Annotated in this window: 25 protein-coding genes and 1 other RNA gene; 13 read left to right on the top strand and 13 right to left on the bottom strand. The window is 70.2% G+C overall.

The window, feature by feature from the left end; translation table 11 throughout:
* Positions 1 to 62 precede the first annotated feature (62 nt).
* Both ACSYGN_RS29575 and ACSYGN_RS29570 read left to right on the top strand, forming a co-directional pair.
* Positions 63 to 752, top strand: coding sequence for a response regulator (locus ACSYGN_RS29575; RefSeq protein WP_460400919.1), 690 nt, complete (start codon positions 63 to 65; stop codon positions 750 to 752).
* On the top strand, positions 749 to 1,867 hold the full coding sequence (locus tag ACSYGN_RS29570; protein ID WP_460400917.1) for a sensor histidine kinase: 1,119 nt from the start codon (positions 749 to 751) through the stop codon (positions 1,865 to 1,867). Before ACSYGN_RS29575 ends, ACSYGN_RS29570 begins: the two co-directional genes overlap by 4 nt.
* A 54-nt stretch (positions 1,868 to 1,921) precedes the next feature.
* Here ACSYGN_RS29570 and ACSYGN_RS29565 read toward each other — a convergent pair whose 3' ends face one another.
* Positions 1,922 to 2,431: an ATP-binding protein gene (locus tag ACSYGN_RS29565; protein ID WP_460400915.1), complete on the bottom strand. Its 510-nt coding sequence runs from the start codon at positions 2,429 to 2,431 to the stop codon at positions 1,922 to 1,924.
* A 147-nt stretch (positions 2,432 to 2,578) separates the two neighbouring features.
* On the opposite strand from ACSYGN_RS29565, the gene ACSYGN_RS29560 reads away from it, so the two are divergent.
* Both ACSYGN_RS29560 and ACSYGN_RS29555 read left to right on the top strand, forming a co-directional pair.
* Complete coding sequence (locus ACSYGN_RS29560; RefSeq protein ID WP_460400913.1) at positions 2,579 to 3,502, top strand: helix-turn-helix domain-containing protein; 924 nt, start codon at positions 2,579 to 2,581, stop codon at positions 3,500 to 3,502.
* Positions 3,499 to 3,714, top strand: a complete 216-nt coding sequence (locus tag ACSYGN_RS29555; protein WP_460400911.1) for a DUF397 domain-containing protein — start codon at positions 3,499 to 3,501, stop codon at positions 3,712 to 3,714. The genes ACSYGN_RS29560 and ACSYGN_RS29555 overlap by 4 nt, the downstream gene beginning before the upstream one ends.
* Before the next feature lie 84 nt (positions 3,715 to 3,798).
* On the opposite strand, the gene ACSYGN_RS29550 is transcribed toward ACSYGN_RS29555, so the two are convergent.
* Both ACSYGN_RS29550 and ACSYGN_RS29545 read right to left on the bottom strand, forming a co-directional pair.
* A complete protein-coding gene (locus ACSYGN_RS29550) occupies positions 3,799 to 4,203 on the bottom strand; it encodes a hypothetical protein (RefSeq protein ID WP_460400910.1) in 405 nt (134 codons plus the stop codon).
* A 61-nt stretch (positions 4,204 to 4,264) separates the two neighbouring features.
* Positions 4,265 to 6,397 carry a tetratricopeptide repeat protein gene (locus tag ACSYGN_RS29545; RefSeq protein ID WP_460400908.1) on the bottom strand — a complete coding sequence of 711 codons (2,133 nt, stop codon included), beginning with the start codon at positions 6,395 to 6,397 and terminating at the stop codon, positions 4,265 to 4,267.
* Positions 6,398 to 6,623: 226 nt separating this feature from the next.
* Between ACSYGN_RS29545 and ACSYGN_RS29540 the strand changes: the two genes are divergently transcribed.
* Both ACSYGN_RS29540 and ACSYGN_RS29535 read left to right on the top strand, forming a co-directional pair.
* The gene (locus ACSYGN_RS29540) at positions 6,624 to 6,893 is read left to right on the top strand and encodes a hypothetical protein (protein ID WP_460400906.1); all 270 of its coding nucleotides are present in this window, start codon (positions 6,624 to 6,626) and stop codon (positions 6,891 to 6,893) included.
* On the top strand, positions 6,886 to 7,497 hold the full coding sequence (locus ACSYGN_RS29535) for a DUF6879 family protein (RefSeq protein ID WP_460400904.1): 612 nt from the start codon (positions 6,886 to 6,888) through the stop codon (positions 7,495 to 7,497). The genes ACSYGN_RS29540 and ACSYGN_RS29535 overlap by 8 nt, the downstream gene beginning before the upstream one ends.
* A gap of 84 nt (positions 7,498 to 7,581) precedes the next feature.
* Here ACSYGN_RS29535 and ACSYGN_RS29530 read toward each other — a convergent pair whose 3' ends face one another.
* The 3 genes from ACSYGN_RS29530 to ACSYGN_RS29520 all read right to left on the bottom strand — a co-directional run bounded on the left by ACSYGN_RS29530 (position 7,582) and on the right by ACSYGN_RS29520 (position 9,586).
* Positions 7,582 to 8,190 carry an SUKH-4 family immunity protein gene (locus tag ACSYGN_RS29530; protein ID WP_460400902.1) on the bottom strand — a complete coding sequence of 203 codons (609 nt, stop codon included), beginning with the start codon at positions 8,188 to 8,190 and terminating at the stop codon, positions 7,582 to 7,584.
* A gap of 355 nt (positions 8,191 to 8,545) precedes the next feature.
* An RNA gene (rnpB, locus tag ACSYGN_RS29525) (RNase P RNA component class A) lies at positions 8,546 to 8,948 on the bottom strand.
* A 59-nt stretch (positions 8,949 to 9,007) separates the two neighbouring features.
* The gene (locus tag ACSYGN_RS29520) at positions 9,008 to 9,586 is read right to left on the bottom strand and encodes a Uma2 family endonuclease (RefSeq protein WP_460400900.1); all 579 of its coding nucleotides are present in this window, start codon (positions 9,584 to 9,586) and stop codon (positions 9,008 to 9,010) included.
* A gap of 173 nt (positions 9,587 to 9,759) precedes the next feature.
* On the opposite strand from ACSYGN_RS29520, the gene yaaA reads away from it, so the two are divergent.
* Entirely contained in the window at positions 9,760 to 10,545 is a 786-nt protein-coding gene (gene yaaA / locus ACSYGN_RS29515; protein ID WP_460400898.1) for a peroxide stress protein YaaA, read from the top strand.
* Between the two features lie 18 nt (positions 10,546 to 10,563).
* Here yaaA and ACSYGN_RS29510 read toward each other — a convergent pair whose 3' ends face one another.
* Genes ACSYGN_RS29510 through ACSYGN_RS29500 form a run of 3 tightly spaced genes read right to left on the bottom strand, consistent with a single transcriptional unit; the run spans position 10,564 to position 13,378 of the window.
* A complete protein-coding gene (locus ACSYGN_RS29510; protein ID WP_460400896.1) occupies positions 10,564 to 11,736 on the bottom strand; it encodes a bifunctional RNase H/acid phosphatase in 1,173 nt (390 codons plus the stop codon).
* A gap of 41 nt (positions 11,737 to 11,777) precedes the next feature.
* Positions 11,778 to 12,521: a zinc ribbon domain-containing protein gene (locus ACSYGN_RS29505; protein WP_460403815.1), complete on the bottom strand. Its 744-nt coding sequence runs from the start codon at positions 12,519 to 12,521 to the stop codon at positions 11,778 to 11,780.
* Positions 12,518 to 13,378: a Nif3-like dinuclear metal center hexameric protein gene (locus ACSYGN_RS29500; RefSeq protein WP_460400894.1), complete on the bottom strand. Its 861-nt coding sequence runs from the start codon at positions 13,376 to 13,378 to the stop codon at positions 12,518 to 12,520. Before ACSYGN_RS29500 ends, ACSYGN_RS29505 begins: the two co-directional genes overlap by 4 nt.
* Positions 13,379 to 13,684: 306 nt before the next feature.
* Here ACSYGN_RS29500 and ACSYGN_RS29495 point away from each other — a divergent pair, with 306 nt between their 5' ends.
* Positions 13,685 to 15,073: a hypothetical protein gene (locus ACSYGN_RS29495; protein ID WP_460400892.1), complete on the top strand. Its 1,389-nt coding sequence runs from the start codon at positions 13,685 to 13,687 to the stop codon at positions 15,071 to 15,073.
* A 420-nt stretch (positions 15,074 to 15,493) separates the two neighbouring features.
* Here ACSYGN_RS29495 and ACSYGN_RS29490 read toward each other — a convergent pair whose 3' ends face one another.
* From ACSYGN_RS29490 to ACSYGN_RS29480, 3 genes are read right to left on the bottom strand one after another with little or no spacing between them, the layout of a single operon-like run.
* Positions 15,494 to 16,474 (bottom strand): 3-oxoacyl-ACP reductase, encoded by a 981-nt coding sequence (locus ACSYGN_RS29490; RefSeq protein WP_460403813.1) that lies wholly within the window; start codon positions 16,472 to 16,474, stop codon positions 15,494 to 15,496.
* 21 nt (positions 16,475 to 16,495) lie between these two features.
* Entirely contained in the window at positions 16,496 to 17,578 is a 1,083-nt protein-coding gene (locus tag ACSYGN_RS29485; RefSeq protein ID WP_460400890.1) for a Zn-dependent alcohol dehydrogenase, read from the bottom strand.
* A gap of 43 nt (positions 17,579 to 17,621) precedes the next feature.
* Positions 17,622 to 18,479, bottom strand: a complete 858-nt coding sequence (locus ACSYGN_RS29480) for a MaoC/PaaZ C-terminal domain-containing protein (RefSeq protein ID WP_460400888.1) — start codon at positions 18,477 to 18,479, stop codon at positions 17,622 to 17,624.
* 374 nt (positions 18,480 to 18,853) lie between these two features.
* On the opposite strand from ACSYGN_RS29480, the gene ACSYGN_RS29475 reads away from it, so the two are divergent.
* Positions 18,854 to 20,143 carry a histidine kinase gene (locus ACSYGN_RS29475; RefSeq protein WP_460400886.1) on the top strand — a complete coding sequence of 430 codons (1,290 nt, stop codon included), beginning with the start codon at positions 18,854 to 18,856 and terminating at the stop codon, positions 20,141 to 20,143.
* Here ACSYGN_RS29475 and ACSYGN_RS29470 read toward each other — a convergent pair.
* Positions 20,121 to 21,650, bottom strand: coding sequence for an alpha-L-arabinofuranosidase B (locus tag ACSYGN_RS29470; RefSeq protein WP_460403811.1), 1,530 nt, complete (start codon positions 21,648 to 21,650; stop codon positions 20,121 to 20,123). The genes ACSYGN_RS29475 and ACSYGN_RS29470 overlap by 23 nt on opposite strands.
* Positions 21,651 to 22,049: 399 nt before the next feature.
* Here ACSYGN_RS29470 and ACSYGN_RS29465 point away from each other — a divergent pair, with 399 nt between their 5' ends.
* The 4 genes from ACSYGN_RS29465 (at position 22,050) to ACSYGN_RS29450 (ending at position 25,488) form a co-directional block, all read left to right on the top strand.
* Positions 22,050 to 22,682, top strand: coding sequence for a response regulator (locus ACSYGN_RS29465; protein WP_460403809.1), 633 nt, complete (start codon positions 22,050 to 22,052; stop codon positions 22,680 to 22,682).
* Positions 22,683 to 22,830: 148 nt separating this feature from the next.
* Positions 22,831 to 23,493, top strand: coding sequence for a class I SAM-dependent methyltransferase (locus ACSYGN_RS29460; protein ID WP_460400884.1), 663 nt, complete (start codon positions 22,831 to 22,833; stop codon positions 23,491 to 23,493).
* A 10-nt stretch (positions 23,494 to 23,503) separates the two neighbouring features.
* Positions 23,504 to 24,499: an N-acetylmuramoyl-L-alanine amidase gene (locus ACSYGN_RS29455; RefSeq protein WP_460400882.1), complete on the top strand. Its 996-nt coding sequence runs from the start codon at positions 23,504 to 23,506 to the stop codon at positions 24,497 to 24,499.
* 197 nt (positions 24,500 to 24,696) lie between these two features.
* Positions 24,697 to 25,488, top strand: a complete 792-nt coding sequence (locus ACSYGN_RS29450) for a hypothetical protein (protein WP_460400880.1) — start codon at positions 24,697 to 24,699, stop codon at positions 25,486 to 25,488.
* The last annotated feature ends 68 nt before the right edge of the window (positions 25,489 to 25,556 follow it).

Raw genomic sequence — 25,556 nt, 5'->3', positions numbered from 1 at the left:
CAGGCAGCCGTGCATACGGTGCTGCCTGGCCGTGGTGTCGTTCGAGGAGTGAGGGCAGGCCCATGCCGCGGGTGCTGGTGGTCGATGACGAGCCGCATATAAGGAGAGTCCTGCGGGGCTATCTGGAGGCGGACGGTTTCGAGGTGGCGGAGGCCGCCGACGGAGAGGCGGCGCTCGCCGCGCTCCGGGGCGAGCCGCCCGACCTGGTGCTGCTGGACGTGATGCTGCCGGGGATCGACGGCCTGGAGGTGCTCCGGCGGCTGCGCGGCTTCAGCGACACCTACGTGATCATGGTCACGGCGAGAGCGGAGGAGGTCGACAAGCTCGTCGGACTCGGCGTGGGCGCGGACGACTACGTGACCAAGCCGTTCAGCCCGCGTGAGGTCACCGCCCGGGTGAAAGCGGTGCTGCGCCGCGGCCGGGGTGCGCATGCCGGCCAGGACGCACCGCTGCGTTTCGACGGCTTGACCATCGAGCCCGCAGGCCGCGAAGTGACGGTGGAAGGGAAGCCGGTGACGCTGTCGAGCCTCGAGTTCGACCTGCTCACCGCGCTGGCCGACGCGCCGGGCCGGGTCTTCTCCCGCGCGCAACTGCTGCAGCGCGTATGGGGTTACGACTTCTACGGCGACGAGCGCGTCGTCGACGTCCACATCCGCAGTCTGCGCGCACGGCTGGGCGACGACGCGGGCGATCCGCATCTGATCGCCACCGTGCGCGGCGTCGGCTACAAGTTCGTGGGCCGGCCGCGATGAGGACGCGTCTGCCCCTGCGGCTGTTCGTCTCCCATACGGCTGTGGCCGTGGTCGGCGCCCTCGTGGCCTATCTGACGGTACGGCTGCTCGCCCCGCACCTGTTCGACCAGCGCATGGGGATGATGAACGGGAACGGCCACATGTCCGGCATGGGCGGCCAGGCAAACGGGGCGCAGGTGCACGACGCCTTCCGGACCGCCCTCGACACCGCCCTGCTCGTGGGCGTCCTGGCCGGTGTCACCGCCGCCGGAGTCCTCGCGGCATTCGTCACCCGCCGCCTGCTGCGCCCGCTCGATGCCGTGCGCACCGCGACCCGGCAGATCGCCGCCGGACGATACGACGTCGACGTCCCGCTTGCGTCCGAACCGGAACTGGCCGCGCTGGCAACCGACGTCAACACCCTCGGGCACACGCTGGCCGAGACCGAGACACGGCGCACCCGACTGCTCGGCGACGTCGCCCACGAGATGCGCACCCCCCTGACCGCACTCGACGGCTACGTCGAAGGCCTGATCGACGGTGTGTTCACCGCGAGCCCGGACACCCTGGCCTCCCTCAGCGAGGAACTGCGCCGACTGCACCGGCTCGCCGACGACCTGTCCGGCCTGTCCCGCGCCGAGGAACAGCGCGTCGATCTGCATCTCGTCGACGCCGACCTGGCGGCTCTGGCCCGACGCGCCGCCGCCCGACTCGCGCCGCAGTTCGACGACGCGCACCTCACCCTGGTCGTCGACGCCGACACGGTCGTACCGGTACGCGCCGATCCGGACAGGATCACCCAGATACTGACCAACCTGCTGGGCAACGCCCTGCTCGCCACCCCCGCCGACGGCACCGTCACGCTCACCGCACGCTGCTGCGACGGCCGTGGCGAGGTCGCGGTGACCGATACCGGCGTGGGTCTGGCCGCAGAGGACGTCAAGCGCGTCTTCGAGCGCTTCTACCGTGCACCCGGGCAACCCGGGCAGTCCCGCCGGTCCTCCGGTTCCGGCGTCGGCCTGACGATCGCCCGCGGGATCGCGCGTGGGCACGGCGGGGATGTCACGGCGTCGTCGCCGGGGCGGGGGCGCGGCGCGAGCTTCGCCCTCGTGCTGCCGCTGCACCCCGGTTCTTAACGGCTGTGGCCGGGCCGCCGCCACGGTCAGCCTTCAGCCCGCACGCGGCAGGGTCTACCCGTGGAGGGGGTATTCCGCCCATACGGTCTTGCCGGGGCCGTCCGGGCGGGGGCGCCAGTCCCAGCGGGTGGCCAGGCCGGACACCAGGAGCAGACCGCGGCCCGAGTCCTCCGTACCGACGACCTCCGGGGTGCCCGACCGCCGCGGGAGACGTTCGGCGCGGGTGTCGGTGACCTCCACGCGGACGGTCCCGGAGCGGGGCTCGACGCACAGCCGCACACGGAAGTCCCGGCCGGGGACGTGCCCGTGCAGGACGGCGTTCGACGCCAACTCCCCGACGATCAGCACGATGTCGTCGTGCGGCTCGGTGCCGTACCGGACACCCCACTCATCCAGGCGGAGCGCGGCCAGGCGGCGGGCGAGGCGGGCGCCGCGCGGGGTGGAGGTGAACCGCATCTCGAACGTGCGGTCCGTCGTGCGGTCTGCGGGTGGCAAGGGGCCGATGGGGCCGATGGGGGCGGTGAGTTCGGTGGTGCCGGTGAGACTGGCGGGTTTGTTCGTCATGCCGAACAGAGTGCGGCCCGTGGCGTAGCGTTACGAGTGGTGACGCACTGACTCCGGCCTGTTGTCGGTGCGGTGCGTCGACGAGTACGAAACGCACGGCGTGACGACGTCCCACTACGGGGCGTTGGCCGGGGGAGGCGGTGGTTCATGACAGAGCGTACGAGTGAGGTTGCGGAGGCCGTAGCGGCTCCGGACAGCGGCGTTACGGCGGTTGTCGGCGTCGCGGACGAGTGGGACAGCGACGACGGAGGCGGGCGACGGCCCGAGAACAGTGTCGTGAAGGGCGTGGTCCTGGCCTTCGGGCAGACCATGAAGACACTCCGGCTCCGAGCGGGCCTGGACCGCGCCGAGTTCGGACGCCGGATCGGCTACTCGCCCGCGACGGTGGCCTCGTTCGAGCAGGGGCGCAGGATCCCCTCGCCAAGGACGATCGACGAGTCGGACGTGGCGCTGGACGCGGGCGGGTTGCTGTGCCTGTGGAAGGAGGAGCTGGAGAAGGCACAGTATCCGGTGTTCTTCCAGGGGATGGCGGCGCTGGAGAAGGAGGCGGTTGAGCTCGTTTCGTACAGCATGCCGGTCCTCAACGGCCTGCTCCAGACCCCGGAGTACATGAGGGGGCTGCTTGCCATGAGGCGTCCTCCCCTGGACGAGGAGACCGTGGAGCAGCGCGTGGGATCACGGCTGGCCCGGCAGGACATCTTCGATCGTCGCCCCGCGCCGTTCCTGAGCTTTGTGCTGGACGAGTCGCTCCTGCGGCGCCCGTACGGGGGCAAGCAAGTGCTGCGTGGGCAACTGGAGCACCTGCTGCTGATCGGCCAGAAGCGCAATGTCGAGATCCAGGTCATGCCACTCGACCGTGAGGACAACGCCGGCGTGAACGGGCCGTTCACGGTCGTCACGCGCAAGGACGGGAAGAAGTTCGTCTACGCCGAGGCACGCGGTGTCGGCTCTCTGCAAACCGACCCGGAACAAGGGGTTCTGGCTGGCGCGCTTTATGGGATTATCCGGTCACAGGCTCTCAGTCCGCGAGAGTCAACGGAGTTCATCGAAAGGTTGCTGGGATCGCTATGAATGGTGCCGAGTCCTCGACCGTCGCCTCCGGCCTCGCCTGGTTCAAGAGCAGCTACAGCGGAACCGAGGGCGGCGAATGCGTAGAGGTCGCAGCTGCTACGGCAGTTGTGCACGTCCGGGACTCCAAGAACGTCACCGGCCCCGTCCTCACGGTGTCGCGTGAAGCGTGGACGGGGTTCGTCGAGCTGGCCTCGCCAGAGCGGGACATCTGACGCTCGTACGACCGCGGGAGCCCTGCCGGGTCGGTTCCGACGGCAGGGCTCCCGCGTCCGTACTCCCCTCTCGTTCATGCCAGATCAGCGGTAGCGGTTGACGGTCTGATCTCGGGCGGACTGGTAGATCTGGCCACTGCCCTCGGCGTGTGCTTCGAGGTGCACGGTTCCACTGATCACCTGGCCGCCCGAGTCGAAGCTCAGCTCGCTCAGCAGGGACGACAGTGCGCCCACGGCGTCCGGGTGTCCGGCCAGCAGAGCACCGAGCCGGAGCTGCCACTCGCTTTCGACGGCGGACTGGTCCCCGCCCCCGAGGAGGGACTCACGCGATCGCGACAGAAGGCCATCCACCTCTTCCGCCTCCTGCGGTCGGAACCGCCGCCAGAGGGAGACGATGCCTCGTCGAGTCTGTTCCCACGCGTCAGTCGCCATCAGCGCGACTACGGTCGTACCTGCAGTTCCCGCGAGTGCCAGTACGTTCGGGTCCACTTGCTCTCCTTGACGTGGTGGATGAAGTGCTGCAGGGACGGTGAGCACGGGCACCTGGCCGTCACACTGTGGGCGGCTGCCACCGCCCAGAGGTGAGTTCGCTCAGCAGTTGCCGACTGGCCACTGTGAAGGGATGGTCGGCTCCCAGGCCCCGTTCCCGGCTGGCCGCGACTGCCGTCATGTTCTCGATCGCCTCGTCCAGGTGACCCCGCGCGGCCTGGGTCCGGGACAGCAGTTGGCGGGCCGAGAGCGCGATCGGGTAGTCGGGCCCGTAGCGTCGCCGGTACGCCTCGGTGACCAGGTGGATCTCCTCGTCCGCCTCGTCGAAACGGCCCAACAGATACAGCGCCCAGGCATGGTTGTGGTGGGCGCCCAAGGTCACCGTGTGGTCGGGGCCGAGGAACCGTACGCACTGCGAGGGCAGATCGAGCAGTGCTCCGTCTTCCTCGGCGACGAGTTCGGATGCGGACAACAGGACCAGCAGGCTTGAGCGGGAGCGCAATGTCAGCGGGTGCTCGGGGCCCAGCGTCCTTCGTCTGCCGTCGGCCGTGGCTCGGAGGAGCTCGATGGCCTCGTCCCGTCGTCCGAGATTGCCGAGCACGAGCTGTAAGCCGTGGCAGCTGTCCAACGTGTCGGGGTCGTCGGCACCGAAGAGCCGCTCCTGAGGGCCGCGCACATGCGCGAGTAACTGTTCCGCCTCCGCGTACCTGCCGAGCCGGAAGAGCGCCCGTCCGGACCTGGAGCGAGCCGCCAGTACGAGGCGGTGATCCGCGCCCAGTCGGCGTTCGCCGAGGTCCGCTGCCGTCCGGGCGGTCTCCCAGGCGGACAGGTAGTCCCCCGTGCGGTGCAGGGCCGTGGAGAGTCGGGTCACCACGGCCAGCGCTTCCGCCGTGACCTGCGGGTCGGCAGCGCGTCGCAGCAGGGCGAGTCCGTGGGGTACCAGCAGCCGGAGCAGCGGATCGTACGGACCCGCGTCGGGCACGCCGGGCACGACGGCGTCGAGCAGCCGGACCGCTGTCGCGCCGAGGACCGGCACCTGGTCCGCCGGGGTCGCCGCGGCGACGCTGTCGAGCAGCACCCCGTGGCTCTGCACACACCGCACGCCGACATCCACCAACTCGGTCAACGACTGGTCGAGCAGCGCTCTCAGAGCGATTTCGCAGCGGGAACGCGGAAGAACACCGCAGATCTCAGGGCGGTTGAGCAGAAGCAGCGGCAAGGGCTCGGGGGCGAAGCGCGACAGGAGCCTGAGCAGAGCGGTTGCCTCGGGCAGACCGCGGGCCCCGAACGCATCGAGCGTCAACTGCCAGGTCAGGCCGACCAGATGACGAGGATCCTCCTGGGACAGGGCGTCGGCGCCGCGATCGATGAGCTCGACTCCTTCGCCCTCCTCAAGCCGACGCCCGTAGGTCTCCAATGTCCAGGGATCGAGCACTTGTTGGGAAAGGAATCCGCCTGCCAGCGTCAAAGCGAGCGGCAGGCGGCCGAGCCGTTCCGCGATCTCCGCGGCCTCCTCCTGTGTGCCACTGTGCGGGGCGAGGTCCTGCAGCACCCGCGCGGCGTCGTCACGCGGCAGTACGCCGATGTGCTGCAACTCTGCTCCCGGCCACCAGTGGGAAGCCGACCGGCGCGTGGTCACCACGACCACGCCCTGCGGGCTGGTGCGCAACCAGTTGCCGTCCCGGAGGATCTCGGGCTGGTCGGCGTTGTCGAGCACGAGCAGCCACGGCTCGGCAGAGCGGTCAAGGTACTGCCAGACGAGATCGGCCGCGGGGCGAAGTCCGTTGCGAGCGGCGAGCAGTTCGCCGTCGTCCGCGCCACGGTCGGCAGCGACGGCGAGCATGCCGGCGCGCAGGCTGGCCCGGTCGGAGGCGCTGACCCACAGCCCCACCCTGCCGCCATCGCCGGTGGCGAGCTGGAAAAACGTATAGGCGACGGCGGTCTTGCCGCAGCCACCCATGCCGTACAGCACGTACACCTCGCCGCTGCGCCCCGCCCTCAGCCGCTCCAGTACCTCGGCGCGGTCACGCAGTACACCCGGAGGGCGGCCGACGGCCGGACGGCGCACCGAGTCGGGGCCGACGGGCGGTGCTGCTTCGTCACCGTGGTAGTGGTACTCGCTGATGTGCTGGTCACCCGACGACTGGTAGACACGGCCACGATCCTCGGCGCGGCCGTCCATGGAGCCCGTCATCGGCCCGCCAGGGCGTCTTGGCCGATGGGGTCATGAGTGAGTAAGGCTGCCGCTGGGACCAAAGTTCCCCCTGCCTACAACTTTCCGAATCTTCGGATTATATTGCAGATAGCCCGCATATGTTGCTCTTTGATATCGCACCGTTTCTGACCACAATCACATGGCTGGGCCGACCCGCTCAACGCTACAGTAATGACACTCTGGCCCGATCGAGGGGGCGATGGCCATGACGAGGCCGTGGGAAGCCGATCCGACCACGACATTCAAACGGCGGCTCGGGAAGTCACCACAGGAATTAGGGAACACGACCGACAACCCTGACTGCCCCGACATCTGGGAGCTCGAGAACGGGGACATCGTCGTCATCGGCCGTGACCTCACAGAATCCCTGAGCAGGAAGCTGCCACCCGGGGTCTCCGTCGGAGCGGACGAACGACTCGTGGTCATCCCGAGGAACATGCTGATCGCGGCGAAACCGGATATCCCGAATGTTTGACTCCTTCCCGCACGGGGTCTCCGAACGCATGGATCGCCCCGCATACCACGCGGACTTCCGCAGAGTCCACGAGAGCGGAATTCACCACCTCCGCAAACTCGAACGAGGGCAGAATTTCAAAGAACGCGGATTCGCCAGCTGGGAAGCCTTCGCTGCCGGAGAATGGGACCGCGCACTGCCCCTCATCGAGGAGAAACGCGAAGTCTACACACGGCAGTTCCACGAAGCAGCACGCCTCGGCATTCTGGAGCGTCGCCTTCGCGTGGTGGAATTCCCGGTAACCCCTTACATTCAGTGGGAGCTCTTCGTCCTGCGTCTGCGTGTGGAACTGGGCGACAACATCAAGGTGCTCGACGCCCGCAAGATCTCGGACATCGAGAAGGACCGCCCTGTTCCCGAGGTGGTGATCCTCGGCGATGTCGCCATGTACGAGGTCCTCTACGACGAGGATGGAAACGCGATGGGCGCCAACCGCTTCACCGACCGAGCCCTGATCCAGGAGACCACGACCGGTTTCGAGGAACTCTACGAACGCGGGGACGACTTCCACGACTTCTTCGACAGGGAGATCGCCCCACTCACGCCGCCCAGAATGGGTGGATGAGGCCCCGGGGAGGAGACCGGTCCGCAGGAAGGCGGCCTGCGCACCGCACAGACGACGCGGTGCGTGGGCGGCCTCGGCCTACGATCACCCGTGGTGCGAGCGGGCTCCCGGGCTGTTGCCCATAAAGCGCCGGCCCATGGCGATCTCGTCGCCCACGATCGACCAGACGGTGTCGTCGTCCTGGAAGGGGAGCGGGTCGATGCTGCTCGTCTCCTCGCGGATGTGATCGAGCTCGCCGTCCAGGCGCTCGAAGTCGGCCTCCTCGTCGTCCTCGTCGCCACTGAAGGTGAACTCTTCGAGCAGGCGCTGGAACCGGAGGGTGACCTGGACGAGGGAGGAGACGTCCGTGTGGAGTTCCTGCGCGGTCTCCTCGTCGGGGTCGAAGGCGTACACCCTGCCAGAGACGAGGTCGAGGGCGAGGTGCGCGTTGAGCAGCCAGCCGATGACGGGCCAGTCGCCCGCGGCGTCCTCGAAGTCCTCGACGTAGACGACGTCCTGGACGAGGGGCAGCAGGCCGTCGGCCTCGTCGGGCTGACGCAGCAGAAGCGTCCCGGTGGGGACACCGAGGGTCTGCAGGAGGCGGGCGCCTTCGGTGTCCGCGGCGACGGGCGGGAAGGCGGTGGCGGGCACGGTCGCGATCCGGTCCTCGCCGAAGATGTTGACGAGCTCGCTGCGTGTGACGTCGAAAAGCACTTTCGAAACTCCGACTCGGCGGTGGCACATGCGCCGTGGGATTCTCAGTGGACGGAAGCGGTCACGACAACAGCGTTGCGGATCGAGGGCCCCTGGCGCGCATTGGCCATGACGAGATCCTGGCATGGCAAACGGAAGCAAGGCAGCCTGAAGCGGGTGCGGTGGAGGATGCCGCGCGAGGAGGGGTTCCACGTCACCCGACACACGCAGGGGTCTCACCGCGCTCGGCGAGTGGGTCGCGCCGGACGCCGGGCCGGCTGTTCTCCCCGCCGATTCTGGATCTCCCCAGATTCTCCCCAGCAGCGATGTGGATCAAGAGATTTGACCGGGGCGCGCAGGTCAACGATGTGAGCGGCAGACGAGTCGGGCTGTACGCCGGGTTCTGTTCCGGGTGGCTCTCGCGAACCGCCCGGCGACGGCCATCCATCTAGGGCCGGCGTTGCCGCCGGCCTCGTGCGGTCTACCCGCGGGCTCGGGCGGGCAGCCCTCGATCGTCCGCGCAGAAGCACCGGAGTGCTTCCTTTTGACCTTGCTCCAGGTGGGGTTTACCTAGCTGCCCAGGTCACCCTGGGCACTGGTGGTCTCTTACACCGCCGTTTCACCCTTACCGAGGACCGAGGTCCCCGGCGGTCTGCTTTCTGTGGCACTGTCCCGCGGGTCACCCCGGGTGGCCGTTAGCCACCACCCTGCCCTGTGGAGCCCGGACGTTCCTCGGGGAGCACCCGTCAAGGGCTCCACGCGGCCGTCCGCCCGGCTCGTCTGCCGTGTGGACCATGGTACCGGGCGCCGGGTGAGGTCGGTTCCCTTCCCTACTGGGTCAGAGGAAATCCGTCGTCTCCAGCTCCAGCGCGAACGGTTCCGGCAGGGTGAGCGGCTTGCCGAAGGGGAGCGTGCAGAGCTGGCGGTAGTCGTCGTTCTCCGGGTCGCTGAACAGGGTGAGCGAGGCGTCGTCCCTGTCCACCAGCAGGTAGAGGGGGATGCCCGCCCGGGCGTAGCAGCGGCGTTTCGTCTCGCGGTCGGCCTTCGGCCTGGTCGACGTCACCTCCAGGACCATCGCCACGCCGTCGGAGGGCATCCAGGAATCGGCACCCCGGTACAGCCGCAATTCGGTCGGAGCGAAGGTGCCGTCCGGGATCACGTGGTCCTTCGGGCAGGCGCCACCGCTGCGGAGTTTCAGTCCCTTGTTGCCGGAGAACTGCATGGCGATCCGGGACTTTCTGATCACCTGGCTCACGATCAGGCCGATGTAGTCCTCATGGTCCCCGTCCGGCGGCGGTGTCACGACGATCTCCCCTTCGATCAGCTCGGCGCGGAAACCCTCCGGGGTGTCCAGGGCGAGGAATCCCTCCAGGAGGACCTCTGCCGGCGTGAGCGGCTCATGGGCGATGGCAGTCATGTCCCGCCCCTCCTTCTCTCGTCGCTCGCCAGACTCGGGCATCGCGAGATCACCTGTCCATGAAGTCGGGGACCGTTACCTCGATCGTGGCACAGGGGCCCGGAGAGTGACGGGACCTACGCCGCTACGCTGTCCCGGAGCCCGAACAGCAGCGACACCTCCGAGGAGCCCCCTTGCTCGTCCTCCTGCCTCCCTCCGAAGGCAAGGCTCCCTCCGGGCAGGGCGCGCCGTTGCGGCTGGACCGGCTGTCGCTGCCGGGGCTCCATGATGCTCGGCAAGCCGTGCTCAGCGAGCTCGTCGAGCTGTGTTCCGGTGATGAGGACAAGGCCCGTGAGGTGCTCGGGCTCAGTGACGGGCTTCGTGGTGAGGTCGGGAAGAATGCACGGCTGCTCACCGCCGGGGCCCGGCCTGCCGGGGAGATCTACAGCGGCGTGCTCTACGACGCCCTCGGGCTCCCCTCCCTCGATGCCGCCGCAGAGCAACGAGCCGCCCGGTCAGTTCTTGTGTTCTCCGGGCTCTGGGGTGCCGTCCGGCTCACCGATCTCATTCCTTCCTATCGGTGTTCGATGGGCGTCAAGCTGCCTGGGGTCGGGGGGCTCGGGGCGCACTGGCGCAGGGCGATGGCCTCCGTGCTTCCCGAGGCGGCCGGTGCGAGCGAGGTGGTGCTCGATCTGCGGTCTGCCGCCTATGCCGCCGCCTGGAAGCCTTCCGGGGACGTCGCATCGCGGACCGTTGCCGTGCGCGTGCTGCACACGCCCACCCGGAAGGTCGTCAGCCACTTCAACAAGGCCACCAAAGGGCGCATCGTGCGCAGTCTGCTCACGGCCGGTGTCTCCCCGAGTGGGCCCGCCGAACTCGTCTCCGCCCTGCGTGATCTGGGGTACACGGTGGAAACGGCCGCCTCGATGGGGCAGAAAAGCGGCTGGGCCCTCGACGTTCTCGTCGACGACGTCCACTAAGGCCAGCCGGCCCCCCGCTCACCGCAGGTGCGACGTGTCGTTCACCAGCCTCACGCTCGCGTTCCCGTCCCCGTAGTACGCCACCACCGACATCGATGCCGCCGACAGCTCCATGCGGAACATCGACTCCGGCGGGGCTCCCAGAGCCAGGCGTACGAACGTCTTGATCGGGGTGACGTGCGTAACCAGCAGTACCGTGCGGCCCGTGTACGCCGCCACCAGCCGGTCGCGTGTCTCCGCTATCCGTTCCGCCGTCGCCGTGAAGCTCTCGCCCCCGCCGGTCGGTTCGGCCTCCGGGTCTGCGAGCCACGTGTTCAGGTCGTCGGGGTAGCGGTCGCGGACCTCGGCGAAGGTCAGGCCCTCCCAGGCGCCGAAGTGCGTTTCCCTCAGGCCGTCGTCCACCGCCACGTCCAGGCCCAGGCGGGCGGCTACGATGCCTGCCGTCTCCCGGGTTCTGGCCAGTGGGGACGCCACTATCGCCTGGATCGTGCCCCTGCCGGCCAGCGATGCCGCCGCTCGTTCCGCCTGGTCTCGGCCCACCTCGGAGAGCGACGGGTCCGTGCCTCCGCTGCCCGAGAAGCGTTTCTGGGGAGTCAGTGGGGTCTCGCCGTGGCGGAGGAGGACGAAGGTCGCGGGTGCGCCCAGGTCGGGTGCCGATGACCAGCCGGGGGCTGTTGTTGTCCGTGACGGCTCGGCCAGTTGCCTTGCCGCTCGTACGTCGGCCACCTCAGCCGCCGTAGCCGATCCGCCTCCACTCGCCGTCGGCTTCCACTGCTCGCCCCGGCCGCCCGCGTCCATCGCCTCGTTCGCCAAGCGGTCCGCGTGCTTGTTGCGCTCCCTCGGGATCCACTCGTACGTCACCCGGTCCGGCGGGAAGATCCTCGCCGCCTCCGTCGCCAGCGGGCGCATCGCCGGGTGCTTGATCTGCCAGCGGCCCGACATCTGCTCGACGACCAGCTTGGAGTCCATGCGGACGTGGACGGTGGCGGTGTCGTCCAGCGCGAAAGCCGTTCGCAGGCCTGCCAGCAGACCCCTGTACTCCGCCACGTTGTTCGTCGCCACGCCGATGTACTCCGCCGCCTCCGCCAGGGTCTCCCCCGTCGTCGCGTCGATCACCACACTGCCGTAGCCGGCGGGGCCCGGGTTGCCCCTCGAACCGCCGTCCGCCTCGACGATCAACTCCCGCGCCACCGGCAAACGCCTTTCTACGACCTTTACGACCTCTGCGATCTCTACAGTCCGGACTCCGCCGTACGCACCAGGATGCGGCGGCAGTTCTCGCAGCGGACCACCGTGTCGGGGGCCGCCGAGCGGACCTCGTTCAGTTCGGTGATGGCCAGTTCCTGGCGGCAGCCCTGGCAGGTGCGCTGGTACAGCTTGGCCGCGCCGATGCCGCCCTGCTGCTCGCGCAGCTTGTCGTAGAGCTTCAGCAGGTCGGCCGGGACCGAGCCCGCGACGACCTCGCGCTCCTTGGTGACCGAGGCGACCTCGCCGTCGATCTCCTCGAACGCGGCGGCCCGGCGCCCCGTCGCGTCGTCGATCTTCGACTGCACCGAGCCGACCCGCTCGGTCAGTTCGGCGACCCGCTCCTGCGCGGACTCGCGGCGCTCCATGACCTCCAGGACGATGTCCTCCAGGTCGCCCTGCCGCTTGGCGAGGGACACGATCTCCCGCTGGAGGTTCTCCAGGTCCTTCGGCGAGGTGATCGCGCCGGAGTCCAGGCGCTGCTGGTCGCGGACGGCGCGCTGGCGGACCTGGTCGACGTCCTGCTCGGCCTTGGTCTGCTCGCGGGCGCAGTCGCCCTCCTCGGTCTGCGCGGCCACCAGCAGGTCGCGCTGCTGGGCGGCGTCCTTGGTGAGCGACTCGATCTCGGCGTGCTCGGGCAGCGAGCGCCGCTTGTACGCCAGTTGCTGGAGGCGTACGTCCAGGGCCTGGACGTCGAGAAGTCGGATCTGGTCGGCGGGCGCGGCGTTCAGTTGGGGGCTCCCAGTGCGCTAGAGGTCGGGATGGAGGACGCCACCTGGGCGGTCCAGGGGTCGGTGACCGTCTTCGAGACGTGGACGCGCAGGCCCCATCCATGGCGGTCGGAGATCTCGTCGAGCTGGCTCGCGGCCTGCTCGCACCACGGCCACTCGGTGGCCCAGTGCGCCGCGTCGAGCAGCGCGATCGGGCTGTGTTCCACGGCTTCGGAGGTGGGGTGGTGGCGCAGGTCCGCGGTGAGATACGCGTCCACCCCGGCCGCCCGCACCGCGTCGAAGAGGCTGTCGCCGGAGCCGCCGCTCACCGCGACCGTGCGGACCCGCGCCGACGGGTCGCCCGCCACCCGGATGCCCTGCGCGGTGGCCGGCAGGCGTTCCGCGGCGCGGGCGGCGAACTCGGCCACCGTCAGGGGGTGGTCCAGCTCGCAGATCCGGCCGAGGCCCCGGCGGCCCGCCGGGTCGGTGGGGTCGGGTACGAGAGGTCGTACGACACGGAGGTCCAGGGCGGCGGCGAGCGCGTCGGAAACTCCCGGGTCGGCCGTGTCCGCGTTGGTGTGGGCCACGTGCAGCGCCACGTCGTTCTTGATCAGGGTGTGCACCACGCGGCCCTTGAAGGTGGAGGCCGCCACCGTGGTCGTACCGCGGAGGTAGAGCGGGTGGTGCGTGACCAGCAGGTCCGCGTCCAGCGCCACCGCCTCGTCGACGATGTCCTGTACGGGGTCCACGGCGAACAGGACCCGCGCGACCTCCTGGTCCGGGTCTCCGGTGACCGTGCCGACCGCGTCCCAGGACTCGGCCCGTTCGGCGGGCCACAGAGTTTCCAGCGCGGCGATGACTTCAGACAGACGGGGCACGGGGCAAGGCTACCTGGCCCGGCCGGGGTACCTGCCAGTTCCGTTCCGCCCTCGTCTCCGCTTCCCTTCCCCCCTTCCCTTCCGCTTCCCTTCCGCTTCCCTTCCGCCCGGCGTGCGCCCCGTCAACGTGCCCGTCAACACCTCGCCCGCCAGCACATACGTTCCGCCACCCTCAGAAGAAACGCTTCTGCGCCACCCTTATGTGTGAAGCCCCTGCTCACCGCTCCCACGGCCGTGCGTACGAAAACTAGCTTCGTCACCGGAGACGACCAGAGGTGACCCGAGGTGACCGGAGGTGATCACGCCATGACGGCGTCTGCGATCGAGGTCGTGGCGGACGGCGGCACGGACGTATGGGAGGGGCCCGAGGGCGGACCCGAGGGCCTGCCCCGTGACGGTGGAGGACCCGACGGTGTTTCCCTCGTCGCCCCCATGCCCCGGCCGGCGTGCACGATCACTGCTGACGGCGCCTACGCGGCCCGTCTGGCGCGGGCCCGGGGGCCGATCGGCGACCGGCCGGGGGGCCACCCGGCGGACGCGAGCAACGGCCCCGGCCCTAATGCCCATCCCGGCCCCGGCCCGGCCGACGACGCCTGGTACCCCGAGCGCTGGACCCTCGACGGCCCCGAGCCCTACGCCGTCCCCCTCCCCGGCGCCCGCCCCGAGGCACCCGGCACCGATGTGCAGCCGATGGGCGACGGCCGGGTGCTGATCCGCCGTACCATCGCGGCCCGGCGGCACACCTTCGCGCTGCTCTACCCCACCGGGCCCGGCACCGGCGAGCTGCCGCTCGGCACCGTCGAGTGCCCCGACGAGGACAGCAGGCTGCGGCTGCTGCCGCCCGCGCCGTGCGGTGAGCGGGCGTACGCCCTCGTCGTCGGCCGGTACACCAGCGAACTGTGGCTGGTGGCGGGTGGCGGACACGGGCCCGAGCTGCTCGCCGAGATCCCCGGCCGCTGCTCCGGCGGGGTCTGGCTCGACCGCGCCGGACGGATGCTGGCCCTCGACCGGGAGGTCGCCGGGCTCACCAAGGCGGTCGTGGTGGACCTGGAGCGCGGCGGCGAGGTCTCCCCGCTGCTCCAGATCGCCGACCGCAGCGCCGACCGGGTGCTGCTCGCCGACCCGGACAGCGGACTGCTGCTGGTCCGCTCCGACGCGCCTTCGCCCGGGCAGGACCGGCTGGGCTGGGGGGTGCTCGGCAGCACGCTGCCGGTGCGCTTCCCGGAGTGTCTGCGGCTGCCGGACTGCGTGGTCACGCCGTTCGCCGTCCAGCCGGGGCAGATGCTCCAGCCGGAGGGCTGCGCGGTGGCGCTGCGCATCGACGGCGCGCTCGGCAGCTGGGTCGGTGTGTGGCGGCCGGCGGAACGGTACGTCCACCATCTCGCCCCGCCCGACGGCTGGCTCACCGGCACCGGGCTGTGGACGCCGGAGGGGGTGCTCCGGCTGCCGTACGCCACCCCGGAGGTGCCGTGCGGGGTGGCGCGGCTGACCGTGCCGGTACGGCCGCCGGGGGCGCCGAAGCCGGTGATGGCGGTGAAGTCGGTGAACTCGGCGGGTCCGGCGGGCGCCGTGGGCACATCGGCCCAGGTCAACCGGCCCGATGGGGCCGTGGGACCCGGGTCTGTACAGCCCGCCGCACCCCGTCCCGTGCCCCTTCAGCAGGCCCCGCTCACGGCTCGTGCTGCAACCAGGTAACGAAGTCGTGCCGGTTGGCGTGTGGGGCCCGGTCGGCCCCTGGTGCGCCGGTTAAACTCGCCCGGTTGCCAGAAAGATCATGTTTGACGGGGTGAATTCTTCCGATGAGCGACACCAGCACCACTCAGCCGCTGCATGCCGGCTCTCAGGAGGCCATGGATCACGGTCAGGGCAGGCACCGGGGGCCGATCTCGGCCCCTGATGCCGAGCAGGCCCCTCGGGGTCAGCAGACCCCTCGGGGTCGGCACCGCAAGCCCGCCGCGGAGACCGAGATGGCCGCCTGACGACCAGGTCAGCGGTCAGCGCAGTGCACAACCGGCCCCGTCCTTCCTACTCGACTCAATGCGACTTGATTCGGGAGGGCGGGGCCGCTCCTTTGCCGCGTGCCTGACGACTACGTCAGGACGTCCGGCGACTATGTCAGGACGTCCGCGACCCGCCCCTCCGCAGTCCCAGAACCTCCGCCGCCGCGAACGTCTCCCCCTGCGGGCGGTCCGCGTAGTGCGGGGTGAGCAGGGCGTCGAGTTCGTCGTAGCTGAAGGTGTCCTGCTTGCTGTCGAACTGCGCCCGCACCCGCGGCCGTTCGACGACGGCGACCATCCCGCCGTGCACGACGAGCAGTTGGCCGTTGATCCGCTCCGCGGCCGGTGAGGCGAGGTAGCCGACGAGCGGCGCCACATGTTCGGGGGCCAAGGGGTCCAAGCCCCCCTCGTTCTCCGCCGGTTGCCCGATCCCGGCGAAGACGTCCTCCGTCATCCGGGTGCGGGCGCGCGGGCAGATCACATTGGCGGTGACGCCGTACTTGGCGAGGGCGAGGGCGGTGGAGGTGGTCAGGCCGACGATTCCGCCTTTTGCCGCCGCGTAGTTGGGCTGTCCGGCGGATCCGGCGAGGAATGCCTCCGAGGAGGTGTTCACGATCCGCCCGTACACCCGTTCACCACCGGCCGACTTGGAGCGCTGCCGCCAGTGCGCGGCAGCGAAGCGGGTGGTGTTGAAGTGGCCCTTGAGATGGACCCGGATCACCGAGTCCCACTCGTCCTCCGACATGGAGAAGACCATACGGTCGCGCAGGATGCCCGCGTTGTTGACCAGGATGTCGAGCTTGCCGAACTCGCCGATGGCCGACTCCACCAGTTCCCTCGCCTGCTGAAAGTCGGCCACGTCCCCGGTGTGGGCGAGCGCGGTGCCGCCCGCCGCGCGGATCTCGGCGGCGGTCTCCTCCGCCGGTGCCGCGGAGGCCGCACCGGAGCCGTCCCGGCCGGACCGGCCGTAGTCGTTGACGACCACGGCCGCGCCCAGCCGGGCGAGTTCGAGCGCCTCGGCCCGGCCCAGGCCCCGGCCCGCGCCGGTGACGATCGCCGAGAGGCCCTCAAGTGGCCTGAGAGACGCTGGCATTGGCATCGACATGAAAATGAGTCTCCGTCAGATCTCGATGCAGGTACGGAGCGCCGTGCCCGTGCGCATCTGGTCCAGTGCCTCGTTGATCCCGGACAGCGGCACCCGGTGCGTGATCAGGCCCGCGAGGTCGATACGGCCCGCCCGCCACAGGGCGATCGTCCGCTCGTAGGAGCGCACCACGTCCCCGCCGCCGTACATCGAGGGCAGGATGCGCTTCTCGTCGAAGAACAGCTCGAACATGTTGAGCTGGAGGAAGTCGTCCATGGCGCCCGCGCCGACCACGACCATGGTGCCGCCGCGCCGGGTGTTGTCGTAGGCCGTCCGCGCGGTGGCCGAGCGGCCGACCACCTCGAAGACGTAGTCGAAGCCCTCTCCCGCGGTGATCCGCTGCTTGGCGTCCGGGAGTTCATCCGGCGAGACCGCCCTTGTAGCGCCGAAGCCGAGCGCGGCCTCACGCCGGGAGGCGACCGGGTCCACGGCGACGATCTCGGCGGCGCCCTTGAGCCGCGCCCCCTGGATCGCGGACATCCCGACGCCGCCGCATCCGATCACCGCGACCGACGAACCGGCGGCCACATCGGCGGTGTTGAGGGCGGCGCCGAGTCCCGTGGTGACGCCGCAGCCGATGAGCGCGGCGATGTCGAAGGGCACGTCGTCCGGGATCGGCACCGCGCAGCCGGCGTCCACGACGACCTCCTCGGCGAAGGTGCCGGTGCCCGCGAAGCCGAACACATCGGCATTGGCGCCGGGGCGCTTGAAGTTGGGGGTGCCCGCGTTCATGAATCCGGCGAGGCACAACTCGGTCTGGCCGCGCTTGCAGGCGGGACAGGCACCGCACGCGGGCAGCCAGCAGACGACGACCCGGTCGCCGGGCTTCAGACGCGTGACGCCCTCCCCGACCTCGACGACCTCCCCCGCGCCCTCGTGGCCGGGGACGAAGGGCGCCGGCTGCGGCAGTGCGCCGTTCATCGCGGACAGGTCCGAGTGGCACAGCCCGGTGGCCCGCACCCGGATCCGCACCCGGCCGGGGCCGAAACCGGCCGCCTCGATGTCGTCGAGGACCTCCAGCTTGTCCTGCCCTGTCTCCTGAAGTACGGCTGCGCGCATGGTGCGGCTCCCCTCGAAGGCTCGGCTGATCGATTTCGCAAGGTCAGGAATGCTGGACGACGGTGTCCGCCAGGACCGGCGCCTCGTCCCGCTCCATGGCGTCGACGGCCACCCGGATCTCCCCGTCCCCCCGCCACATCCGGATCCGCAGCGTCTCCCCCGGGTACACCACCCCGGCGAACCGCGTCGCGTATCCGCGCACCCGGCTCACATCACCGGCGAGCCGCGTGTCGACGACCGCCTTGAGCGTCATGCCGTAGGTGCACAGCCCGTGCAGGATGGGCCGGTCGAATCCGGCGAGCTTGGCGAACTCCGGGTCGGCGTGCAGGGGGTTGTAGTCGCCGGAGAGGCGGTAGAGGAGGGCCTGGTCCTCGCGGATCGGACGGTCCACGGTCCGGTCGGGGTCCCCTGCCGGGGGTTCACGGCGGATGGAGGGGCCGCGGTCGCCGCCCCAGCCGCCCTCGCCGCGTACGAAGATCTGCGCGTCGTTGGTCCACAACGGACCGTCGGCGTCGGCGACTTCGGTGCGCATGACGAGCACGGCCGCCTTGCCCTTGTCGTAGACGGCGGCGACCCTGCCGGTGGCGGTGGCTCTGCCCTCGACCGGGATCGGACGGTGCAGGGTGAGGGTCTGCCCGCCGTGCAGGACGCGGGCCAGGTCGACGTCGACGCCGGGCATGGCGAGGCCGCTGATCACGCCCGGTGAGCCGTTGCCCGCGACGGTGGCGAAGCTGGGCAGTACCTGCAGCCGGGACTCCAGGGTGTAGCGCAGCTCGTCGGGGTCGGTGGCAGGGACTCCGGCGCCGATGCCGAGGTGGTAGAGCTGGACGTCCCTGCGGTCCCAGGCGATCTCGCCGGTCCGTGGCTCGGCCGCGAGGGCCTTGGCTGCGTCGATGGGCATGGGGCTCCAGGGGTGGGAGGGGCTTCGCGGGCCCTAGGGCGTGTCTGGCGGGCCGCCGTGGCGCAAGACCCCGGCACGGCCGTCCGCACCGTCGGCCGTACCGAGGTCGTCACGGGCCGATCCGGAACACCCTGCGACGGCCGGGTGGGCCGACCTAGAACGCGTTCCAATCCGGCGCCCTCTGTATAGCCCAGCCCCTCACACTTGTGAAGGCTCCTGACAGTGTGTCAGCTTCACTCGCCGCCAGCGTGTGACATTTGTACTGCCCGGGTCCATGCATCCGCCTCTGCCGGGCGACCGGGCGAGTCCGTAGCGTCGTAGGAGGCAGGACACAGACGGCAGGACACGGACGAGGGAAGCAGGGAGACGGAACCATGTCGTGGTGGCAGAGGCTGCAGTGCCGATCCGGCAGACGGACCGAGAAGGCCGGAGACCGGACCGAGCAGGCCGGAGACCGGACCGGGAAAGCCGGTGACCGGACCGAGCACCCCGGCCCCCCGCCCACCGGCTTCACCCTGCTCCCCTGGCTGCTGATGGGCCTCGGCTCCCTCTCCAACATCCTCCAGGGCAAGACCGCCAACCCCTGGATCGGCGGCCTCGGCCTGCTGACGTTCAACTCCCTCTACATCTACGTCGCCTTCCGCGCCTTCGACCGCGAGCGCCGCGAGGCGACCTCCACCCGGGTCGCGCTGCTGCTGCTCGGCATGGTGACCACGGCACTGGCCGTCGCCTACGGCGGCAGCTGGCTGCTGTTCTTCCCGCTGCTCGGCCTCGCCACCGGGGCGACCCTGCGCGGGCCCTGGCTGGGGCGGGCCGGGCTGCTGCTGGCGGTGTTCGCGGGCCTGGTCGCGGGTCTGCACGACTGGTCGAACGCGATCAGCATCGCCTACGGCACCTTCCTGTCGAGCATGGTCACGGCAGCGATCCTGTCGCTGAGCGAGGCCGTGCGGGAGCTGCGTGCGGCTCGCGAGGAGCTGGCCCGGCAGGCGGTCGAGAAGGAACGGCTTCGGTTCTCCCGCGATCTGCACGATCTGCTCGGGCACACCATGTCGGTGATCGTGGTGAAGTCGGAGGCGGCCCGCCGTCTGGCCGGGCGCGATCTGGACGCGGCGCTGGCGCAGATCGGCGACATCGAGTCCGTGGGACGGCAGGCGCTCACCGAGATCCGCGAGGCGGTCACCGGGTATCGCCAGGGCAGCCTCGCTGCCGAGCTGACCCGGGCGTCGTCGGCGCTGTCGGCGGCGGGGGTGACACCGGTCGTACGGCAGTCGGGCACTCCGCTCGCCCCGCAGACCGCGGCCCTGCTGGGCTGGGTGGTCCGCGAGGCGGTGACCAATGTGCTGCGGCACAGCGGCGCCGCCCGCTGCGAGATCGCGGTGGAGTCCGGCACGGAACGGATCCGGCTGACGGTCACCGACGACGGCAGGGGCGGGCAGCCCGGTGCCGCCGGTTCCACCGGTGTCACGGCGGACGTCGGCGGCATCGGCGGCACAGGGCTCACGGGGCTGACGGAGCGCCTCGCGGCGGCGGGCGGCTCGCTGCGCGCGGGCCCGGCACCGCGAGGCGGCTTCACGGTCACCGCCGAGCTCCCGCTGGAGACGGGAGACCCGACGGCGGAGGCCGCGCCGTACCCCGGCGCTGTTACGGCGCCCAGGGTGCGGTGACCGCCCAGCTCACGTCGTCGGTCCACGACGTGGTGCTGTCCCAGGCGTTCGAGCCGCCGTTGCTCGCGATGTAGAGGTTGAGGTTGTAGTGCCGCAGGTATCTGGTCGGATAGTTGTACGAGGCGAACGACGTGCCCGTGCCGCTCTTTCCCGTCGTGGGACAGAACGTGGCGTCGGCCCGGAACTGGGCCGTGCCGGTCATCGGCTGCCGCAGCAGCTGGTAGTTGTAATGCCGCAGGAAGTCGCCGGGGTAGTTGCGCGACTCGAAGGACACGCAGGAGGCGTCGGCGAGGCCCCTGCGGACGATCCAGGTGGCGTCGTTCTTGTCGAGGCTGGAGCTACTGGAGGTCACCGAGGACAGCACGGCCGCGTTGTTCTGGTGCCGGATGTAGTCGGTGGTGCAGCAGGAGGTCGTGGCGCGCAGGGAGATCTCCGAGCCGGGGCTCAGCGTGCCGGTGCTGCCGGTCGCGCCGCCGTAGCCGACGGACACGATGTTGGACTGTACGGCGTCGTCGGCGGCGTCGGTCGGGATGCCCGAGGTCATGACGCCCTCGAAGAAGGAGCCGATGGAGCCGTTGCTGTTGTCGCCGCCGGTGCCGAGGACGATGGCGCCCTCCTGGTGCATCGGTGAGTAACCGCCGCCGTTCACGGTCGGCTCACTCCCGGAATACGTGGTGGTAAGTCCGCCGGTTTGCGCATTGCCGTATTTCAGCGCGAAATGGTTCTGCCCGTTGTTCTTCAGCAGAGCGGTGACGAACGGCAGCGGTCCGGTCCCGGTGTTCGAGGAGTTCGTGCTATAGCCGAGGTTCGACTGGAACAGGCCGTTCTCCAGGTCGGCCTGGACCCAGGGGCCCGAGCCGTAGCAGGGTGCGAACCAGCACTCGGTGCCGAAGTTGATGGCGTCCATGTGGCCGTTGCCGGTGTCCAGGTTGTTGGTCTCGGCGTTGCCGTAGTCGAAGCAGCAGGAGCCGTTGACATGGGTGCCGGAGGTCACCATGTACATCCCCTCGGCCCCGCCGTTGGTGGCGACACCGGAGGTGGAGTTGTCGCGGTAGCCCATGCCGGCGGAGATCTCCAGGCCGTAGACCTGGTGGCCGCCGACGGTCACCGGCAGCGCGTCCGCGGGCGCGCCGACGTCGGCCGCCCCGGCGCCGCCCGCTCCCTCGATGGTGAGGTCGTTGTGGCGCGAGGACTGATCATAGATCTTGGTGATGATGCAGGTCGTACCGGAGCAGAACGAGTCCTGCGCGGCGGCGTTGGCGTAGCCGCCGGTGGCCAGCAGACCGATGTTCGCCGTCGCGCTGTCGGAGGCGCGCTGCACCTGGTAGAGCGAGCCGCTGTACGACGAGTACAGCGCCCTGGCCAGGCTGTGCGCGGCGACGCAGGGGGTGCCGGCGGCGGCGTAGACGTCACAGGGCAGCGAGCTCGCGGCGGCGGCCGGAGGAGCGCCGACGCCGATCGAGAGGCCGAGGAGGAGCGCCACTGCGCTGAGCAGGGCGCCGAGCAGTCTGGCACGGCCCCGATCGGTACGACGCCGATCGGTACGACGCGCGAGTGCGGCGAGGGGGTTTAAGGACACAGCTACCTCTTCCGTTCCTGGTAGGCGGTGCGGGCGGGTGGGGGTGCGGGTGCGGATGGAGCACGAGCGTGAGCACGAGCGGGTCGTTCGACATAGCGACTGTTCGACATGCCGACCATTGTTCGACCGAAATACCGAACCTGACCGCAGTCGAAATATCGAACGTTCCTGAATTCGGTGGTGCACAGGAATTGCCAAGGTGTTCCGCTGAATGCGGGGAATGCAGAGGCGATTGTTTTCCTGGTGCCGGGGGCCGTCAAGACATGCGGAACGGAATGACGAGGAATCTTCCGCCGACCGCCCCGTTACCCTTGTCCCGTGAACGAGATGCCCAGCGATCACCGGCCGGCGAAGTGCATCAGGGTCCTGCTCGCGGAGGACCAGGGGATGATGCGGGGCGCGCTGGCGCTGCTGCTGGGCATGGAGCCCGACATCGAGGTCGTCGCGCAGGTCGCCGCGGGCGACGTGATCGTGGACGCGGCACTGAACCACCGCCCCGATGTCGCCCTGCTGGACATCGAACTGCCCGGCATGAGCGGCCTGGACGCGGCGGCACTGCTGCGCGAGCAGGTACCGAACTGCCGGGTGCTGATACTCACGACCTTCGGCAGACCCGGCTATCTGCGCCGGGCCATGGAGGCGGGCGCGGCGGGGTTCCTCGTCAAGGACGGGCCAGTGGAGGAACTGGCCGCCGCCGTACGGCGGGTGCTGACCGGCGAGACGGTGATCGACCCGGCGCTGGCCGCGGCGGCGCTGAGCGCGGGTCCGAATCCGCTGACGGCGCGCGAGTGCGACGTACTGAAGGCGTCCGCGGACGGCGCGACCGTCGCCGACATTGCGGCGAGGCTCCATCTGTCGGAGTCCACGGTCCGCAACTACCTCTCCTCGGCCATCGGCAAGACCGGCACCCGCAACCGGATGGAGGCGATGCGGGAGGCCCGCAGCCAGGGATGGCTGTGACAGCGCGAGTCGCTCCATCGGCGGGGTGTGCGGCAGCATGGGCGCCCGAAGCACTCGTACAGTCGTACGGCGCACCACTAGTACGACGCGTCGCTAGTACGACGCGCCGTCCGCGCGACGCGTACCACCGGAGGGAAGACCCGCGCCCATGCCCACGGCACCCACCCCCGCCGTCCTCGCCGCATTCGAGTCGGCCAAGGGCTTCATGCCCCCCGACGAGGGCCTGGCCCTCTACGCGGCGGCCGTCGAGGCGGGCGGGCTCGGCCTGCCGCTCCTCGAAGTCGGCACGTACTGCGGCCGTTCCACGATCCTGCTGGCCGACGCGGCCCGCCGGGCCGGAGTGACCGCGCTCACCGTCGACCACCACCGGGGCAGCGAGGAGCAGCAGCCCGGCTGGGACTTCCACGACCCGGAGACGGTGGACCCGGAGCTGGGGGTGATGGACACGCTGCCCGCCTTCCGCCGGGCACTGCACCGGGCGGGGCTCGAAGACCACGTGGTGGCACTGGTGGGCCGCTCCCCGCAGGTGGCCGCCTTCTGGAACACCCCTCTCGGTCTCGTCTTCGTCGACGGCGGCCACACCGACGAGCACGCGAACGCCGACTACGACGGCTGGGCCCCCCATCTGGCCGCAGGGGGCCTCCTCGTGATCCACGACGTCTTCCCTGAGAAGCTGGACGAGTTCACCGGCCAGGCCCCGTACCGCGTCTGGCTGCGGGCCCTGGAGTCCGGCATGTTCACCGAGGTCTCGGCGACCGGCTCACTGCGCGTGCTGCGGCGAACGGCGTCGTCGGCCCCGGGGCGCGGTTAGAGTCGCTGACGTGTCGTACTCAGGCCCCGAATTCGAACCGCCACAGCCGCGTCGCTCCCCGCTGCGCCGCCCGCTGACCGTCGCGCTGGCCGCGCTGGTGCCGGGCGCGCTGCTGGGATGGGTGCTGTACCAGGCGTCGGGGACGCCGGGCGGCGGCTCCGGCACGGAGTCGGTGCGTGCGACGGCGTCCGCTCCCGGGTCGACGGCGAAGGACCCCTCCTCGTCCTCCCCGTGGAGCGTGCCGCCCGGTTCAGCCACCCCCGGTGGCGGCAAGGGCAAGGGCCGTACCACCCCCGCCGGATCGCCTCCACCCGCCGCGGGCGCGGGCCCTCTCAAGGGCAAGGTCGTCGTCATCGACCCGGGTCACAACCCCGGCAACTTCGATCACACGTCTCAGATCGCCCGCCAGGTGGACATCGGGACCAACCGCAAGGAGTGCGACACCACCGGCACCTCCACCAACTCCGGTTACACGGAGGCCAAGTTCTCCCTGGACGTGGCCCACCGGCTGCGCACGCTGCTCCAGGAGCAGGGCGTCACGGTGAAGTTGACCCATGACGACGGTTCGCCCTCGTGGGGCCCGTGCGTCGACCAGCGCGCCCGCATCGGCAACGACGCCCACGCCGACGCCGCGATCTCCTTGCACGCCGACGGCTCGGCGGCCGGCAACCGCGGCTTCCATGTGATCCTGCCGGGTTCGGTGCACAAGGGCGCGGCCGACACCCGCCCGATCGTCGCCTCCTCCAAGGCGCTCGGGGAGCGCGTCGCGGGCGACTTCCTGCGCGTCACGGAAGAGCCGCCCTCCAACTACATCGGGAACGGCACCGGGATCGTCACACGTCAGGACCTGGGTGGTCTCAATCTGTCAACGGTTCCCAAGGTGTTCATCGAGTGCGGCAACATGCGCGATAGCAAGGACGCGGCACTGCTGACCAGCGGGGCCTGGCGGCAGAAAGCGGCGCAGGGCATCTCTGAAGGAATCGTGAGTTTCCTGAGCGGGAACTGACCTGCGGGAACCGGGCGCCCATCAGGGCCGACATACTGATCGAACGGGCGATACTGTCGTGCGTACGGCGAGGGGCCGCCCCACGCTTCCCACCGGGCCGCACGGCGACATACGGCGACTTGGTGGCAGCGATGCCGTCCCTGCCGACGACGAGACGACCTACGACCGACGACGAGACGATCTGCGAAGGACCTGAAGTGAATATCCGCTCCCTCACTCGAGGCGACGGCGTGGTGATCGGAGCAGCGGTATTGCTGTTCATCGCGTCGTTCCTCAACTTCTACTCGTCCGCCAACTTCCCCGTGGACCAAAACGCCTGGGACAGCCTCGGCACCGGCTTCGGCATCTACATGGGCGGCGTCATCGGCGCCGCCCTGATCGTCGTCAACCGCTGCCTTCCGCAGGCCCGCAAGGTCGCCGGACTGGACCTCGGGACGGTCGGCGTCGCGTTCACGGTCCTGGTCGCGTGGATCATGTTCTGGACTCTGGTGGACGTCCCGAGCACCCTCGACGCCGCCGCCGGCCTGATCCTCGGCTTCATCGGCGCGCTCGTCCTCGCGGCCGCCGCGGTCGCCACCGAACTGGTCCCGGCCCTCAAGGCGCCGCTGATGAGCGCCACCCCGCGCCCGCCCGCCCCGCCGGTCTACGGCATGCAGCAGCCCCAGAGCGGCTACGGCTACCCGGGCGCGCCGCAGCCGTCGTTCGGCGGCCCCGCGCAGCAGAGCCCGTCGCCGTTCGGCGCCCCGCAGCCCGCGCAGCCGCAGCAGCCGTCGCAGCCGTCGGTCGGCGGGGACTTCTCGCCGTTCTGGTTCGCCGTGCCGGTGCCGCGGCCGCTGTTCCCCGAGGACGGCTCGCAGACGCCGATCGCCGAACTGGCGCCGGGCACCTGGTACCTGGCGGTCGAGCAGCGCGGTCCCGCTCTGGTCGCCCAGACCCAGGACGGCCGCCGCGGCGTACTCCAGGACACCTCCGGCATCCAGCGCGGCTGACCCCCAGGACCCTCGGCACCGGCATCGCCGTACAGCCCCTCGCCCTTCCGGGCGGGGGGCTGTTGTCG

Source organism: Streptomyces sp. YIM S03343 (assembly GCF_054729195.1).
This window is presented reverse-complemented; position numbering and strand designations above follow the sequence as displayed.

What these genes read in the sequence shown, in the direction of transcription:
- ACSYGN_RS29565 (WP_460400915.1), bottom strand. Translation starts at nt 2,431, where the DNA reads ATGACGAACAAACCCGCCAGTCTCACCGGCACCACCGAACTCACCGCC.
- ACSYGN_RS29480 (WP_460400888.1), bottom strand. Translation starts at nt 18,479, where the DNA reads ATGCCCATCGACGCAGCCAAGGCCCTCGCGGCCGAGCCACGGACCGGC.
- ACSYGN_RS29540 (WP_460400906.1), top strand. Translation starts at nt 6,624, where the DNA reads ATGACGAGGCCGTGGGAAGCCGATCCGACCACGACATTCAAACGGCGG.
- ACSYGN_RS29460 (WP_460400884.1), top strand. Translation starts at nt 22,831, where the DNA reads ATGCCCACGGCACCCACCCCCGCCGTCCTCGCCGCATTCGAGTCGGCC.
- ACSYGN_RS29465 (WP_460403809.1), top strand. Translation starts at nt 22,050, where the DNA reads ATGCCCAGCGATCACCGGCCGGCGAAGTGCATCAGGGTCCTGCTCGCG.
- ACSYGN_RS29520 (WP_460400900.1), bottom strand. Translation starts at nt 9,586, where the DNA reads ATGACTGCCATCGCCCATGAGCCGCTCACGCCGGCAGAGGTCCTCCTG.
- ACSYGN_RS29555 (WP_460400911.1), top strand. Translation starts at nt 3,499, where the DNA reads ATGAATGGTGCCGAGTCCTCGACCGTCGCCTCCGGCCTCGCCTGGTTC.
- ACSYGN_RS29535 (WP_460400904.1), top strand. Translation starts at nt 6,886, where the DNA reads ATGTTTGACTCCTTCCCGCACGGGGTCTCCGAACGCATGGATCGCCCC.
- ACSYGN_RS29575 (WP_460400919.1), top strand. Translation starts at nt 63, where the DNA reads ATGCCGCGGGTGCTGGTGGTCGATGACGAGCCGCATATAAGGAGAGTC.
- ACSYGN_RS29545 (WP_460400908.1), bottom strand. Translation starts at nt 6,397, where the DNA reads ATGACGGGCTCCATGGACGGCCGCGCCGAGGATCGTGGCCGTGTCTAC.
- ACSYGN_RS29490 (WP_460403813.1), bottom strand. Translation starts at nt 16,474, where the DNA reads ATGCCAATGCCAGCGTCTCTCAGGCCACTTGAGGGCCTCTCGGCGATC.
- ACSYGN_RS29485 (WP_460400890.1), bottom strand. Translation starts at nt 17,578, where the DNA reads ATGCGCGCAGCCGTACTTCAGGAGACAGGGCAGGACAAGCTGGAGGTC.
- ACSYGN_RS29570 (WP_460400917.1), top strand. Translation starts at nt 749, where the DNA reads ATGAGGACGCGTCTGCCCCTGCGGCTGTTCGTCTCCCATACGGCTGTG.
- ACSYGN_RS29560 (WP_460400913.1), top strand. Translation starts at nt 2,579, where the DNA reads ATGACAGAGCGTACGAGTGAGGTTGCGGAGGCCGTAGCGGCTCCGGAC.
- ACSYGN_RS29495 (WP_460400892.1), top strand. Translation starts at nt 13,685, where the DNA reads ATGACGGCGTCTGCGATCGAGGTCGTGGCGGACGGCGGCACGGACGTA.
- ACSYGN_RS29475 (WP_460400886.1), top strand. Translation starts at nt 18,854, where the DNA reads ATGTCGTGGTGGCAGAGGCTGCAGTGCCGATCCGGCAGACGGACCGAG.